Origin of the sequence: Sporolactobacillus vineae DSM 21990 = SL153, assembly GCF_000377985.1 — a bacterium.
GTDB classification, from domain to species: Bacteria; Bacillota; Bacilli; order Bacillales; family Sporolactobacillaceae; genus Sporolactobacillus; species Sporolactobacillus vineae.
Genome location: NZ_KB899044.1, coordinates 300,477 through 315,055, shown reverse-complemented (window position 1 = coordinate 315,055; position 14,579 = coordinate 300,477). Strand labels below are relative to the sequence as shown.

Here is a 14,579-nt window from a genome sequence, read left to right as displayed (position 1 = left end):
GGGGTGAAACATGTGACTCTGGAAGATTACAGGGAAAATGAAACCCTTTCCGAAATGACCTATGAAATACTCCGGGAACTGATTGCACGAAAAAATCAGGCCGACCGTCTGAAGCGAAAAAGGACGGCCACCGGCATCGTGCTCATTGCCGCCGTTCTCCTGCCTGCTGCCTGTTTCTTCTTCTTCAACGTCCGTATACCGTCGTCACTGCATGACCTGATCCAGATACTCCGTCTGCCGGTGATCTGGCTTGCAGGCGGGAGCATTGCGGCCTTTTCTTATTTCTATCTGAAAATGCAGCGCGAGACGACGGATGCCGAGGATGATTTTGACGAACTGAGAGCACAAGTCATCGACAGGGCTTCGGAGTTATGGCCGAAAGAACCTGACGGACGGTTGCGCGCGGCGGTCATGCATGAACTTCTCCATGAGAAAGACATTAATCTTTTTTATAAATGAATGAATCCTTAAAAAGAGAAGAAACAAAAAGTGTCAGCCTGAATCAGGGCCGACACATGACTGACTCAAAATACTTTCTTCATCTGCTGATCTTCCTTGAGCAATTCGACGGCTTCCCGGAATCGCTGGGAATGAACAATTTCACGTTCACGGAGGAAGCCGAGTGCATCATTCAGACCGGGATCGTCTGAGAGATTAATCAGCCACTGGTAGGTGGCTCTTGCTTTTTCTTCTGCGGCGATATCCTCGTAAAGGTCCGCAATCGGATCCCCTTTGGACTGAATACCCATTCGGAATGCCTGACCGCTGGCATTTTCATAGAAAAGGGATTTACCATGATTGGCGTAGCGGGCACCGAGACCGGCTGCTTTCAGCTGATCCGGGGTCGCGTCTTTTGTGAGTTTGTAGACCATTGTGGCAATCATTTCCAGATGGGCAAACTCTTCTGTGCCGATATCGTTAAGCAGGCCGATGACTTTGTCGGGAATCGTGTAGCGCTGGTTCAGATAACGAAGTGCCGCCGCCAGTTCTCCGTCATCACCGCCATACTGTTCAATCAGGTATTTAGCCAGTTTCGGTTGGCACATACTGACTCTGACCGGATACTGAAGCTTTTTCTCGTAATACCACATGAAGCAACCGCTCCTTTATGATTCATCGATTCAGACCTGCCAGGGCCACGGGGTTTCAATCCATTGCCAGGGATACGCTGAAAAACTTTGTCCGAACTGGCGAAGCGGGCCATAGCGGCGTTCAAAGGCCTCGTGCAGTTCGGCACTTTTCTGCGCTGTTGAGTTGAATTGTTTCAGTGCATTCAGATCGTTCGGATGGGTATCCAGGTACAGGGTCAGCTCCACAAGTGTAAAATCAATGGCCTGAATCGCTTTCAGATCGGTATCATATTGCTCCGGCATCGGTTTGCGTTCATCCATTGGATCCGGCCTCCCTTTTTAAATGCAGGTAAGGATTGACATAAGGGGAGTAGAGGTCCGGCCAGAGTGTACCCATTCTCAGAGCCTCTGCCGGTGCAAACTGGCGCAGACCCTCTGGCTGGAAACCGAGATAGAGCTGTACCGGTGTTTCGTAACTGACCGGTGTCAACGGTGGACAGGGGTCATGTCTTCCGACGTAAGGTACGAACCATTTTCTGCTTGTCGCCAAGAACGTCACCACATTTCTTTTGGGTTAAACATCACTTTTTATATGCAGCCAGGGACTGTCCCTATGACATATCAGTCCGGTTTTGACGGGAAAAGAATGAAGGCAACAGATGCGGTACATACTGTCGAAACGCACCATGGCGCTGATCCGCCATGAGTCATGAAGGCGGATACAGATTGTACCGTAAAGCATGTACTTTTTTGCTTTTGCGTTGTATACTACGCTTAAGTAGCATTTACACAAATCTGCCGTCCTCTGATTCTGTGTGGAAATTCAGCGAACCGTGAGACACCGAAAACCTGCGATGGTCATAATAATATAGGAAAAGGGTCTGCGGGGTTTCAGAGAGACAGGGCTCATGGCGGGGAGGGCGTTTTGCGATGCGATTGGAGCGTTTGAACGGGGACAGGATCAAAATTTTCCTGACCTTTGATGATCTTAAAGAACGTGGCATTACGAAAGAAGATATGTGGCACGACTTGCCAAGAGTGGAGCAGCTTTTTCGTGACATGATGCTTGAGGCAGACGACGAGCTCGGATTCGAGGCGAACGGCCCGATAGATGTTGAGATCTTTTCACTTCCTGCCCAGGGGATGGTGGTCATCGTTTCCAGAGGCAGATCCGATCATGATCAGGACGACGACGATGAGGAGTACGACGATGACTTTATACAGATGCAGGTCACGATGGATGAGAGCCAGGATGTTTTATATCAGTTCAGCCAGTTTGAAGATATCATCACCCTGAGCGCGACGTTGAAAGAACTCAATATCATGAACGGCAGTCTGTATCTGCTTGACCATAAATATTATCTGTATTTTGATGAAGACAAACTCCCGGAAGGCACAGATCTTGAAACGCTCATCTCATTACTGGCCGAATTCGGCAGTACATCGACGATGACGATCTATCGCCTGGAAGAGTATGGAAAGTGTCTGATTCGCGACAACGCGGTTGCCCAAATTTTAAAATATTTTCTTCATCATCCGGAAGCATAACGGGAGAATCGTCTTGTGCAATGCCCCGGGGCTCTCTGCTTTGTTTGCTTTCAGTCTATGATCGGGTCATCAATTTTATGGCAGCAAAGTGAATGTTTTTTTAAGGACAGAAGGGAATGATCCTTTCTGTCCTTTTTTTCTGCGACTTTTTCGCCGATACAGTATATTCCCGGGCTATATTGGCAATCTATAAGTGATTTTCAGAAAACGACCGTGAATCGGAAACTCACCTTTCAGACGGTAAAAATTCCGGGGAGGAAATGAATCGTGTTCAAACGGCTGCTTTATCTCTTTGCTGCGATCGTCCTTGTTTGTCTCATTGAGGCGGCTGCGCCGGACGAAGTGTCCGCCTTCTCAGGTCAGGTGATTGTCAGAGGCGCTACTGGGGACGACGTCATTGAATTGCAGGCGAGGCTCCAGTACTGCGGGTACTTTAAAGGAAGAATAGACGGGATTTTCGGATACGGAACCTATTGGGCGCTTCGTGATTTTCAGGAGAAGTTCGGGCTTAAGGTGGACGGCCAGGCGGGTTCTGCAACCCGGCAAAAGCTGATCCGCGCTTCGCAATTTGACAGGAATTACGTTTATCAGAAATTGCAGGAAGGAAAACCGTTCACTTACTACGGACACGCAGGCAGGACTTCTTCAGATCAAAAGACGGACTCCGGTATTCCAAAGGGCAAGGCCCCTGCGGCACAGTCGCAGGGCAAGCCGGCAAAAAGCAAGTATACGATTGATAATCTGCCACAGGGCTATTCGAAAGCGGATATCAATCTCATGGCCAACGCCGTTTACGGCGAATCAAGAGGAGAGCCGTATATCGGCCAGGTCGCCGTATCGTCGGTCATCATTAACCGGGTTGCCGATCCGCGCTTTCCGAATACCATCTCGGATGTCATCTTCCAGCCGGGTGCATTTACGGCCGTCTCAGACGGACAGATCTGGCTGACACCGAATGAAACGGCGAGAAGGGCGGTGATGGATGCCATCAACGGATGGGATCCGTCTCAAGGTGCTTTATATTATTTTAATCCGGATACGGCGACGTCTGCATGGATCTGGTCACGGCCGCAAATCCAGAAGATTGGCAAACACATTTTCTGTAAATAGGAGGCAGGAGCATGAAAAGATGGAGAACATACGCGCTGATGATTACTGCTGCTGCCGCACTGGTGATTCTCGCTGCCTGGGGCTGGCAGGAACACCGGATGCGCAATGCCGTGACGATTCATGCGGAAAATCATTATCAGCAGGCGTATCACGAACTGACCTATTATGTTGACGCCCTTCAGAATGCGCTGGGTGTTTCCCTGGCCATGCAGTCGAGAAATGGGATGCGGCCCCAGCTGGCGGAATCATGGCGGCTGAGCACGCTGGCCCATGCGGCGGCGAATGAACTCCCCCTGACGCTGCTTCCGTTTAACCGCGCGAATGAATTCCTGGCACATGTCGGTGAATTCACCTATCAGTCGGCAGTCAAGCCGGCTTCATCACGGCCGCTGACCGATCACGAGTACCATACGCTGCAGACATTATATCGTGAGTCAGAGAAAATCAGCGACGGGCTGAGAGAGGTTCAGGGGACGATCATGACGCGCCATCTGAAGTGGATGGATGTCGAAACCGCACTGAACGGGCAAAAACAGAATCAGGACAATCAGGTTATCGACGGGATGAAACAGATTAACATTCAGGCAACCGATTATACTCAGGATTTCAGCCCGGAAAATCCACGCAATATGGCGCTGCAAAAGAACAAGCTGAATAAACTGACCGGTGCGCAGATCAGCAAGGAGCAGGCGGCCGGCAAACTGAAAGCCATGATCGGTGTCAGGAACGCTGCCCTGCGGCAGATTAAAGAGAGCGGCAGGGGTTCGCATGAACAGAGTTATGAACTGTCGGTCAAAGCGGACGGAGGGCCTGTGACCGCAGGCTCCGTGTCGAAAAAGGGCGGTCACGTGCTCTGGTACATGATCAACCGGCCGGTTCACAAGGAAGAGATCAGCCTGGGCCAGGCAACGGAAAAGGCGGACCGGTTTCTGCGGGAAAGAGGTTTTCATAACCTGACCCTCACCAAACGGAATCAATATCAGAATGTGGCCGTTCTGACGTATGTCCGGCAGATTAAAAATGTCCGGATTTATCCGGCTTCAATTAAATTAAAGGTTGCTATGGATAATGGACAGATCATCGCATTTGATCAAATGAATTATCTGTTCCATAAATGTGAAAAGATTCCGCTTGTCCCTAAAGTGTCGGAAAAATCTGTCCGGTCACAGATCAATAAAGATCTGAAAGTCAGGGAGGTCAATCTGGCTGTGATTCAAAATGGATCGCTGGATAATATTCTTTGCTACGAGCTGTTTGTTACAAAGGGTGAGAAAACCTACCGGATGCTGCTCAATGCAGCGAATGGCGATCAGGAAAAAATGGAGCTGGTGGGAAATTAGACGGGGGAGCATGTTTTCTCGCCCCGTTTTCATGTATAATATTTTTGATGTAATGGATTGCGCCGGACGTGTGCGGTGCAATCAGAATATGACCGGAGGCTGAGGCATGATCTTAAGGGCAGGGGAGAATCTGATCCTGGAGAGAAGCGGAGAGAGCGGGATGACCGAACGGTTTCGCTGCCGGATTGCCGATCTGAAAGAAAATCAGATACTGATTGACTACCCGATCGATGAACGAACGGGGAAAACAGCGCTGCTTCTGAACGATACGCTGTTCATGGCCAACTATATTGCAGAAAATCATGTCTTTCATTTCAGAGTACAGTTCGTGCGGCGTGTCCCGGGCCGGATACCGATGATGCTGCTGCGCTATGACGGGGAAGAGAGTCTGGAACAGGTTCAGCGCAGAAATTATGTGCGCGTTGATGCGAACCTCGATATCGCGGTGCACCCGGCGGATGAGCGCTTCAGCCCCTTTGTCACGCTTACAACGGATATCAGCGGCGGGGGCGTGCTGGTTAACCTTCCGGACAACGTGTCCCTGCCGCCGGAAACACCGGTCGTGATCTGGCTGTGTATTCATCTGAGCACAGGAACATACCATTATCTGTCGCTTAACGGAAAGATCGTCCGTGTATTTGCGGACAAGTTCACACACAAGAACAAGGCATCGATTGCATTCAAACTGGAGAACGAGTCGGCACGCCAGCCGATTATCCGTTTCTGCTTTGATAAGCAGTTGGCAAGCCGGAGAAGAATTTTACAATGGGAGATGGATCACCGCCGCCGCTGACGCAGCGTGGATTCGATGATCATGCAGGGATTGGAGAGACGATGTACATGGAACGTTTTTTTCAGATTGCGATCGACGGACCGGCGGCTGCAGGGAAAAGCACCGTCGCTAAGATTCTTTCTAAGAAGCTGGGCTTCGTTTATATCGATACGGGGGCAATGTACCGTTCGCTGACTTATAAAGCGCAAAAAGAGAATAAGGATTTGAACGACGGCGCCGGTCTGGCGTCGCTCCTTGAAAAGACCGACATTCGTCTTGAGTATGGCGAAAACGGTCAGAAAGTTTTTGTCGACGGGGAGGACGTCACGGAACCGATTCGTTATCCTGAGGTATCGGCGCACGTCTCCCTTGTTTCTTCATTCGGCGAGGTCCGGAAAGAGATGGTCAGGCGTCAGCGGGTATTGGCTGAAAGCTGTGACGTCGTCATGGACGGTCGGGACATCGGGACACATGTTCTGCCGTCCGCACAGGTGAAGATCTTTCTCAGGGCATCAGTTGACGAGCGTGCCGTCCGGCGGTTCAGAGAGGAAGAGCAGAAGGGCAGGCATCCGTCAATGGAATCGCTGCGGAACGCGATCGCTCTGCGTGACCGAAAAGACATGGAACGCGCCGTTTCGCCGCTTGTCAAAGCGGAAGACGCCATCGAAGTGGATACGACGTCACTGACGATTGATGAGGTTGTGGACAAGATTCTGGACATTGTCACTAAGAGGCGTTTCCGTTGAATCTCTATGCATTCGGCAAGCCGATCGTAAAATGGTTTTATCGGATTCTGTTCCCGATCACTGTGGAAGGCGCAGAAAATATACCTGAATCAGGCGGGGTACTGATCTGCTGTAATCATCTTTCGAATTTTGATCCGCCATTTGTGGGCATCTCGATGCGCCGTAAGCTGAGTTTTATCGCCAAAGAAGAATTATTCCGTGTTCCCTTGCTGAAGACGCTGCTCCGCCATCTGAATGCTTTTCCGATCAAGAGGGGTACCGGTGACAGAGGAGCCATCCGTCTGGCCATGCATTTGCTGAACGACGGGCACGCGCTTCTGATCTTTCCCGAAGGACACCGGAATTCTGGTTCGAAACTCCGCAAAGGTCTGGCCGGAGCGGGATTTTTCGCACTTCATACGAATGCGGTCATCATCCCCTGCGCCATCATCGGCCGCTATAAATTCAGAAGACGGATGACCGTGGTTTTCGGTACTCCGGTGAATATCAGAGTGTTGAAGGAACAATCGCTCAGGCCGATTGAGGTCAGTGCAGTGATTATGTCACATATTCAGATGCTTCTGGATGCGCATGCGTCACTCAAGCGTCCGTAAGTCCATCTGCTTGACAAAACACGCCAATTGTAAGAAGTTAGTGATAGGAGATTGCGTGTTGGGTTTATCTTAAGGAGGTCCCGGAGAATGGTTGAAGATTTTAAAAAAGAAATGGCATCTATTAAAGCGTTAAACGTTGGCGATGTGGTCAACGGCAAAGTTACGAAAGTAGAAGAAAAACATGCATTAGTCGATGTTGGATATAAAGTTGATGGTATTCTTCCGATCAGTGAACTTTCCAGTCTGCATGTTGAAAAGGTTTCGGACCTGCTGCATGAAGGCGACGATATCACGGTAAAGATCACAAAAATGGAAGATGACGAACTCGTATTGTCCAAGCGTGAAGTCGACGCAGATAAAGCATGGGATGATCTGGAAGAGAAATACAAGAACAAAGAGACGTTCTCCGTGGAGATTGCCGATGTTGTCAAAGGCGGACTGGTTGTAGATCTCGGGGTGCGCGGATTTATTCCGGCTTCGCTGGTCGAACGGCATTTTGTTGAGGATTTCAGCGATTATAAGGGCAAGCCGCTGGATGTCAAGATCGTTGAACTGGACCGTGAGAAACGCAAGGTGATTCTTTCGCATCGTGCTGTGCTTGATGAAGAGGCAGACAAGAAGAAAGCAGAAACGCTCGCATCAATTAAGGAAGGCGACGTGATCGAAGGCACCGTACAGCGCCTGACCGACTTCGGCGCATTCGTTGATATTGGCGGCGTGGACGGACTGGTTCATATTTCACAGCTCGCACACTATCACGTCGAGACGCCTTCGGAAGTTGTTTCAGAAGGCGACAAGGTCAAGGTCAAAGTCTTGTCCGTTGATCCGGAAAGTGAGCGTATTTCGCTTTCAATTAAAGCAACACAGCCGGGACCATGGGAGACGGCGAAGGATAAGATCCATCAGGGCGATGCGCTTCAGGGAACAGTGAAACGGCTCGTACCGTTCGGCGCATTTGTTGAACTTCTTCCTGGTGTTGAAGGACTGGTTCACATCTCCGAGATTTCTCACGAACATATCGGTACACCTGAAGAAGTATTGTCTGAAGGTCAAGTTATTAAGGTCAAAGTGCTTGATGTTAATTTCCAGGATCAGCGTGTTTCGCTCAGTATTAAGGCGCTGGAAAACGAGCAGCCGTCTCAGTCGAAGTCGGCCTCGGCAAGGGATATTGCCAAAGCCACTTCAGATGATGACGCTTCCGGTTTCTCTCTTGGTGATATGATCGGTGATCAGCTGAAAAAATTAAAGTAAGGAAACATGAGAAGAACGGGAATCGGGAACGCATTGTTTCCGGTTCCCGCTTTTTCTGCTTTTTTCGCGTAAATGTTCTGGACGGTTTGAGGATCATTTGCCTTTCTGATAAGATAAACAGGCGGGACGCAGAAAATAATACATCCTGATACGAACTTTTCCTGATGGAAAGGTTTCTTTTTTGAAACATTATGGAGGAATAATATGTCAAAACCAACAGTGGCCATCGTTGGCAGGCCGAATGTAGGCAAGTCGACGGTGTTCAACAGAATCGTCGGGGGCCGTACGGCAATTGTTGAGGACAAGCCAGGAGTGACCCGTGACCGGCTCTATGGGAACGGAGAATGGCTGAATCATGAATTTCATGTGATTGATACAGGCGGTATTGAAATCGGCGATGAACCGCTGCTCGGCCAGATGCGTGCTCAGGCAGAAATCGCGGTCGATGAATCAGACGTTATTGTATTTCTTGTGGATGGCAGAACGGGAATGACCGATGCTGACGAACAGGTGGCACAGATTCTGCGCCGCTCAGGGAAACCGGTTGTCGTCGGCGTGAATAAGCTGGATAATTACGCCCAGAGGAATTTGGTTTATGAGTTCTATACACTGGGTCTGGGCGACCCGCTGCCGTTGTCGGGCGCACACGGGATGGGTTTGGGGGATCTTCTCGATGCGGTGATTGAGCGGTTCCCGGAAGCAGCCGAAAGGTCGGAGCAGAGCGATGCCATCCGTTTTGCCCTGATCGGCCGGCCAAATGTCGGCAAGTCTTCACTGACGAATGCCATTCTCGGTAAAGAGCGGGTCATTGTCAGCGATATTGCCGGAACGACCAGGGACGCGATTGACTCGGAATTCTCAAGAGACGGTCAGGATTTCATTATTGTCGACACGGCCGGCATTCGCCGACGCGGCAGAGTCTATGAAAAAACAGAGAAATACAGCGTTCTGCGGGCCCAGCATGCCATCGAAGAATCAGATGTTGTCGTCCTTGTGATCGATGGTGAGGAAGGGATCATCGAGCAGGATAAAAAAATAGCCGGTTATGCGCACGATGCCGGACGAGGCATGATCATTGCGGTGAATAAATGGGACGCCGTCGCCAAGGATGATAAAACACAGGACCGGTTCCGGAAGAAGATCCGTGATGAATTCCAGTTCCTCAGCTATGCTCCGATCATCTTTTTGTCGGCCCTGACCGGGAAGCGAGTTCCGCAGCTGCTCCCGGTGATCCGTCAGGTTGCTGAAAACCACAGCCTGCGGATTCAGACGAGCATATTGAACGATTGCGTCATGGATACCGTGGCGATGACACCGCCGCCGTCCGATAAGGGGAAAAGGCTGAAGATTTATTACACGGCACAGGTTGCCGTCCGGCCTCCTGTATTTGTACTGTTTGTCAATGATCCGGACTTGCTCCATTTTTCCTATGTCCGGCATCTTGAAAATCGGTTTCGTGAAACTTTCGGATTTGTCGGTACGCCGATTCGCATTTTATCACGGAAAAAAAATGAAAAATAAGAGGGTGCCGTACAGGTGTTGGCGTTCGTTGTTTTTGTTTTATCCTATTTGATTGGCTCGATCAGTTTCAGTTATCTGATCACCAAAAAGATTAAAAAAATTGATATCCGGAAAACGGGAAGCGGAAATGCCGGGGCGACAAATACGCAGCGTGTGCTGGGAACCGGCTGGGCCGTCGGTGTCCTGCTGCTCGATGTATTAAAGGGCGTTGTCTGCATTCTGCTCGCCCGGACAGTCGGCCTGGCGGACTGGGCTGTTGTAACTTCAGGGTTATGTGCGATTATCGGCCATGATTTCCCTGTTTATTTTGGCTTCAAGGGGGGCAAGGGGGTCGCGACGACGATCGGCGTGTTCCTGATGATTTTCCCTCTTGACGCATTACTTGCCGGAGTGATCGCCATTCTTTTGATCGTCATGACCCGGTATGTGTCGCTTGGTTCTTTGATCTTTCTGCTCTTCTCGCCGGTATTTGCCTGGCTGATCAGCAAAGGATCGTGGCCGGTTCTGGTTCCCGCATTTCTGATAACTGCACTGGCCTTTTATCAGCACCGGACAAACATTGTCCGGCTCGTACATGGCAATGAAAACAAACTCGGAAAATCAAAGAAAGCAATCTGAACGGAAGAAAATAGAAGGGAGGCAATAAATTGAAAAAGATTACTGTCATCGGCGCCGGAAGCTGGGGTACAGCACTGTCAATGGTGCTGGCGGATAACGGCAATACGGTGAGTCTCTGGAGTCACCGGGAGGATCAGGCGGAGGAGATTCGCACAGCTCATACGAATACGCGCTATCTCCCGGGTGTGCTGCTTCCGGAAAGCGTCATTGGAACATCCAGCCTTGAAGAAGCACTGAAGGGAACTGATGCAATTATGCTGGTTGTACCGGCCAAAGCATTGCGCGAAGTTCTGGGACATATACGCGACTATCTGACGAAGCCGGTGCTGTTTGTTCATGGTATCAAAGGTATTGAGCCGAGAACGTTCAAGCGGATGTCTGAAGTGATTCAGGAAGAAATACCGGAGTCCCTGCGCACCGCGGTAGTTGTTCTGTCCGGGCCGAGCCATGCCGAAGAGGTATCCCTGCGCCACCCGACAACCGTTGCCGTCGCCTCGGATGATCAGGAAGCGGCAAAAAAGGTCCAGGATCTGTTCTTTAATCATTATTTTCGTGTTTATACAAATGAAGATGTCGTCGGTGTAGAAATCGGCGGTGCTTTGAAAAATATCATCGCTTTGGGTGCCGGCATTTCCGACGGCCTTGGCTATGGCGACAATGCAAAGGCAGCACTGATCACCCGCGGTCTGGCTGAAATTTCTCGCCTCGGCGCGAAGCTGGGTGCTCATCCGCTGACGTTTATCGGTCTGACCGGAATGGGCGACCTGATCGTGACCTGTACAAGTGTCCATAGCAGAAACTGGCGCGCCGGCAATATGCTCGGCAAAGGGAAAAAGCTTGACGATGTTCTGGAACATATGGGCATGATTGTCGAAGGTGTCCGGACTGCTGAAGCGGCTTATGCACTGGCGAAAAAGGAACACGTTGAGATGCCGATTACAGAAGCCATCTATCATGTTCTGTTTGACGGAAAACATCCGAAAGACGCCGTAGATGAGCTCATGGGCCGTGACAAGAAGGATGAAATCGCGGCACTGACCGAAAGCCTGACAGACCGGATGAACCACGCAGATTCCTGATTCCCTGAGCACCGCTTTCTTGTGCCTGCATACACTGTAAAGAATGCAGTCACAAAGGAGGGCGCCCATGAATGCCAGTAATCCTTTTTTCGATAATATCGAAAAAAAGACACAGATGAAAAAAGAAGATATTTATTCGATCGCTGATTCTGTCTCAAACGCTGATTTCAGCAATCCTGAAGTCGTCCGGCAGTTAATTGCGCGTATCGGCCGTACCGCAGGCGTGCCGGTATCTAAAGAGAAAGAAGAAGCGCTGGTTAAAGCGATTACATCTGGTAATGTTCCCGGCAATTTATCTTCTTTGTCAAAAATGTTCGGCCAGAAGCCTTGAGGATAGGCTGCCGCCATCGGCAACTGTTCTGAAGTCCGCATACTTTATAATATGCGTCAACCATCCAAGAGAGCTGTGTGGCGTTGAAGGCTTAGTCAAAGCGGGAGGAAACGGTTCATTCGTTTCCTCCCGCCTTTTTTTTCGCCTGATTTCCATCCCGATCCCTTTTTCCGGCGTGAAAGTGTCATATTTTCACCCTGAGACAATAACTTATAGGGAGCGGCAGCCTGAGACAGGCAAACAGCAACCTGATCAGACTGGCCAACCCGGTCCGGCCAGATTTTTATCATATTTGGTGGACAAAGTCATATGGATAGAACAATCACCGGGTTTCGTCTACAGGAGGAGGAGCGGGAGGGTGCAAACTTTGGAAAAGTTAGAGCGGGTGGATATTTTTAAGGACATTGCGGAACGAACTGGCGGAGATATTTATCTTGGCGTTGTCGGAGCAGTCCGGACAGGAAAGTCGACCTTTATTAAAAAATTTATGGAACTGGTCGTGCTGCCGAACATTGAAAATGAAGCCGACCGGGTACGGGCACAGGATGAATTGCCGCAAAGCGCGGCGGGACGGCAGATTATGACGACCGAGCCGAAATTTGTTCCGAACCATGCCGTATCTGTTAAAGTCGAAGAAGGCCTTGAGGTCAACATCCGCGTGGTCGACTGCGTCGGATACGCTGTGAAGGGTGCTAAAGGGTTTGAGGATGAGAATGGTCCCCGGATGGTTCACACCCCATGGTATGATGAACCGATTCCTTTCCAGGAAGCTGCGGAAATCGGCACACGGAAAGTAATTCAGGAACATTCGACACTGGGTGTTGTGATCACAACGGACGGATCCATCGGAGATATTGGCCGCGACGACTATCTGGAGGCGGAAGAGCGGATCGTGGATGAACTCAAGGAAGTCGGAAAGCCGTTCATTCTGATTGTCAATTCAACGCACCCCTATCATCCGGATACAGAAGCGCTCCGCAAAGAACTCTCTGAAAAATATGACATACCGGTTCTTGCGCAAAGCGTCGAGAATATGACGGAACATGATATCAACAACGTACTTCGCGAAACATTATTTGAATTTCCGGTCCTTGAGGTCAACGTAAATCTTCCCAGCTGGGTGATGGTGCTTAAAGAGGGCCACTGGCTGCGTAAGAGTTATGAAGATGCGGTAAAGGAAACCGTCAAAGACATCAAGCGGCTCCGGGATGTCGACCACGTCGTTGATCTGTTCGGGGATTATGACTTTATCGAAAATGCCCAGTTATCCGGAATTGAAATGGGCAAGGGAACAGCGGAGATTGATCTGTTCGCGCCGGATAATCTCTATGATCGGGTGCTTAAAGAGATCGTCGGCGTAGAGATCCGCGGTAAAGACCATCTGCTTCAGCTGATGCAGGACTTTGCCCATGCCAAGCGCGAATATGATCAGGTGGCCGAGGCTTTGAAGATGGTTAAACAGACGGGCTACGGAATCGCCGCCCCGTCGATCAACGATATGAGCCTTGACGAACCGGAAATCATCCGTCAGGGATCGCGATTCGGTGTACGGCTCAGAGCGGTCGCGCCATCCATTCATATGATCAAGGTGGATGTCGAATCCGAATTTGCCCCGATCATCGGTACGGAGAAGCAAAGTGAGGAACTCGTTCACTACCTGATGCAGGATTTCGAAGACGATCCGCTGTCGATCTGGAATTCGGATATTTTCGGCCGCTCCCTGAATTCGATCGTGCGTGAAGGCATTTCGGCGAAACTTGCGCTGATGCCGGAAAATGCACGTTACAAGCTGAAAGAAACACTGGAGCGGATCATCAACGAAGGGTCGGGCGGACTGATCGCTATTATTCTCTAAAAGAAATCACAATAGGCATCACTTGACAAGGTTCCGGAGAGGAGCCTTTTTTGTTCTATTCGTTCAGAAACGAGGCATGCCGATTTATGAAAACAGGCGGTAATTATCTTGAAAAATGCCCGGTTTGACAGGCGCGGACGGCAGTATTTAAATATTTCCGGCCGGGAGGTTTAAAAAGTCCTGAATTGGTAATATTTTAATTAAAGTTGTTGAATTCTTCCATCACATCGTATATTATAAGCGTTGTTGGTGTTCTTTCAGCACATAGGGAGCAATCCCTTGTAAGGAGGTGAAAGAGTTGAATAAGACTGAATTAATTACTGCCGTTGCCGAAGAAGCTGCGCTGTCGAAGAAAGACGCGACTAAAGCAGTTGATTCTGTCCTGTCAACGATTGAGACTGCACTTAAGAGTGGAAACAAAGTTCAATTAATCGGATTCGGCAACTTTGAAGTACGCGAAAGGAGTGCCCGCAAGGGACGCAATCCGCAAACAGGCGAAGAAATTGAAATTAAGGCAAGCAAAGTTCCTGCTTTCAAGCCTGGCAAGGCTTTAAAAGAAGCCGTCCAATGATCTGAAACGATACATAGGACGTGAGAAAGAGAGAGCCATCGCGATGATGGCTCTCTCTTTGATATCCTGCATGTTAAAAACGAGCGGTTTTCTGCAGGTGCAAAAGATGACGATCTGAACATCAGAAGAAGATTTCAGAATACATAAGCGGTCATTCGGCGGACTTTCTTTACA

General features: G+C 49.8%; 17 protein-coding genes. 14 read left to right on the top strand and 3 right to left on the bottom strand.

Annotation, left to right across the window (positions count from 1 at the left end; translation table 11 throughout):
• Positions 1–12: 12 nt before the first annotated feature.
• The gene (locus tag D889_RS0105760; RefSeq protein WP_010631638.1) at positions 13–459 is read left to right on the top strand and encodes a DUF2663 family protein; all 447 of its coding nucleotides are present in this window, start codon (positions 13–15) and stop codon (positions 457–459) included.
• A gap of 65 nt (positions 460–524) precedes the next feature.
• Here the strand turns inward: D889_RS0105760 and D889_RS0105755 are convergent, their stop codons facing one another.
• The 3 genes from D889_RS0105755 to D889_RS15380 are packed head-to-tail and all read right to left on the bottom strand — an operon-like array spanning position 525 to position 1,620.
• The gene (locus D889_RS0105755; RefSeq protein WP_010631639.1) at positions 525–1,091 is read right to left on the bottom strand and encodes a manganese catalase family protein; all 567 of its coding nucleotides are present in this window, start codon (positions 1,089–1,091) and stop codon (positions 525–527) included.
• Between the two features lie 30 nt (positions 1,092–1,121).
• The gene (locus tag D889_RS0105750; RefSeq protein WP_010631640.1) at positions 1,122–1,391 is read right to left on the bottom strand and encodes a spore coat protein CotJB; all 270 of its coding nucleotides are present in this window, start codon (positions 1,389–1,391) and stop codon (positions 1,122–1,124) included.
• Positions 1,384–1,620, bottom strand: coding sequence for a spore coat associated protein CotJA (locus D889_RS15380; RefSeq protein ID WP_018962206.1), 237 nt, complete (start codon positions 1,618–1,620; stop codon positions 1,384–1,386). The genes D889_RS0105750 and D889_RS15380 overlap by 8 nt, the downstream gene beginning before the upstream one ends.
• Before the next feature lie 380 nt (positions 1,621–2,000).
• Between D889_RS15380 and D889_RS0105745 the strand changes: the two genes are divergently transcribed.
• The 13 genes from D889_RS0105745 to D889_RS0105680 all read left to right on the top strand — a co-directional run bounded on the left by D889_RS0105745 (position 2,001) and on the right by D889_RS0105680 (position 14,405).
• The gene (locus tag D889_RS0105745) at positions 2,001–2,618 is read left to right on the top strand and encodes a genetic competence negative regulator (protein WP_010631642.1); all 618 of its coding nucleotides are present in this window, start codon (positions 2,001–2,003) and stop codon (positions 2,616–2,618) included.
• 267 nt (positions 2,619–2,885) lie between these two features.
• Positions 2,886–3,728, top strand: coding sequence for a spore cortex-lytic enzyme (gene sleB / locus D889_RS0105740; protein ID WP_010631643.1), 843 nt, complete (start codon positions 2,886–2,888; stop codon positions 3,726–3,728).
• A gap of 11 nt (positions 3,729–3,739) precedes the next feature.
• Positions 3,740–5,068, top strand: coding sequence for a germination protein YpeB (gene ypeB / locus D889_RS0105735; RefSeq protein ID WP_010631644.1), 1,329 nt, complete (start codon positions 3,740–3,742; stop codon positions 5,066–5,068).
• A gap of 106 nt (positions 5,069–5,174) precedes the next feature.
• Positions 5,175–5,861 carry a flagellar brake protein gene (locus D889_RS0105730; protein ID WP_010631645.1) on the top strand — a complete coding sequence of 229 codons (687 nt, stop codon included), beginning with the start codon at positions 5,175–5,177 and terminating at the stop codon, positions 5,859–5,861.
• 47 nt (positions 5,862–5,908) lie between these two features.
• Entirely contained in the window at positions 5,909–6,586 is a 678-nt protein-coding gene (gene cmk / locus D889_RS0105725; RefSeq protein ID WP_010631646.1) for a (d)CMP kinase, read from the top strand.
• Positions 6,583–7,179: a lysophospholipid acyltransferase family protein gene (locus D889_RS0105720; RefSeq protein WP_010631647.1), complete on the top strand. Its 597-nt coding sequence runs from the start codon at positions 6,583–6,585 to the stop codon at positions 7,177–7,179. Before cmk ends, D889_RS0105720 begins: the two co-directional genes overlap by 4 nt.
• An 87-nt stretch (positions 7,180–7,266) precedes the next feature.
• Complete coding sequence (gene rpsA / locus D889_RS0105715) at positions 7,267–8,430, top strand: 30S ribosomal protein S1 (protein WP_010631648.1); 1,164 nt, start codon at positions 7,267–7,269, stop codon at positions 8,428–8,430.
• A gap of 204 nt (positions 8,431–8,634) precedes the next feature.
• Complete coding sequence (der, locus tag D889_RS0105710; protein WP_010631650.1) at positions 8,635–9,951, top strand: ribosome biogenesis GTPase Der; 1,317 nt, start codon at positions 8,635–8,637, stop codon at positions 9,949–9,951.
• Positions 9,952–9,966: 15 nt separating this feature from the next.
• The gene (plsY, locus tag D889_RS0105705; protein ID WP_010631651.1) at positions 9,967–10,569 is read left to right on the top strand and encodes a glycerol-3-phosphate 1-O-acyltransferase PlsY; all 603 of its coding nucleotides are present in this window, start codon (positions 9,967–9,969) and stop codon (positions 10,567–10,569) included.
• Positions 10,570–10,598: 29 nt separating this feature from the next.
• Entirely contained in the window at positions 10,599–11,648 is a 1,050-nt protein-coding gene (locus D889_RS0105700; protein WP_010631652.1) for an NAD(P)H-dependent glycerol-3-phosphate dehydrogenase, read from the top strand.
• Between the two features lie 43 nt (positions 11,649–11,691).
• Complete coding sequence (locus D889_RS0105695) at positions 11,692–11,979, top strand: stage VI sporulation protein F (protein WP_345938773.1); 288 nt, start codon at positions 11,692–11,694, stop codon at positions 11,977–11,979.
• Positions 11,980–12,346: 367 nt separating this feature from the next.
• Positions 12,347–13,834 (top strand): stage IV sporulation protein A, encoded by a 1,488-nt coding sequence (gene spoIVA / locus D889_RS0105685; protein WP_010631654.1) that lies wholly within the window; start codon positions 12,347–12,349, stop codon positions 13,832–13,834.
• A gap of 298 nt (positions 13,835–14,132) precedes the next feature.
• Positions 14,133–14,405 (top strand): HU family DNA-binding protein, encoded by a 273-nt coding sequence (locus D889_RS0105680; protein WP_010631655.1) that lies wholly within the window; start codon positions 14,133–14,135, stop codon positions 14,403–14,405.
• The last annotated feature ends 174 nt before the right edge of the window (positions 14,406–14,579 follow it).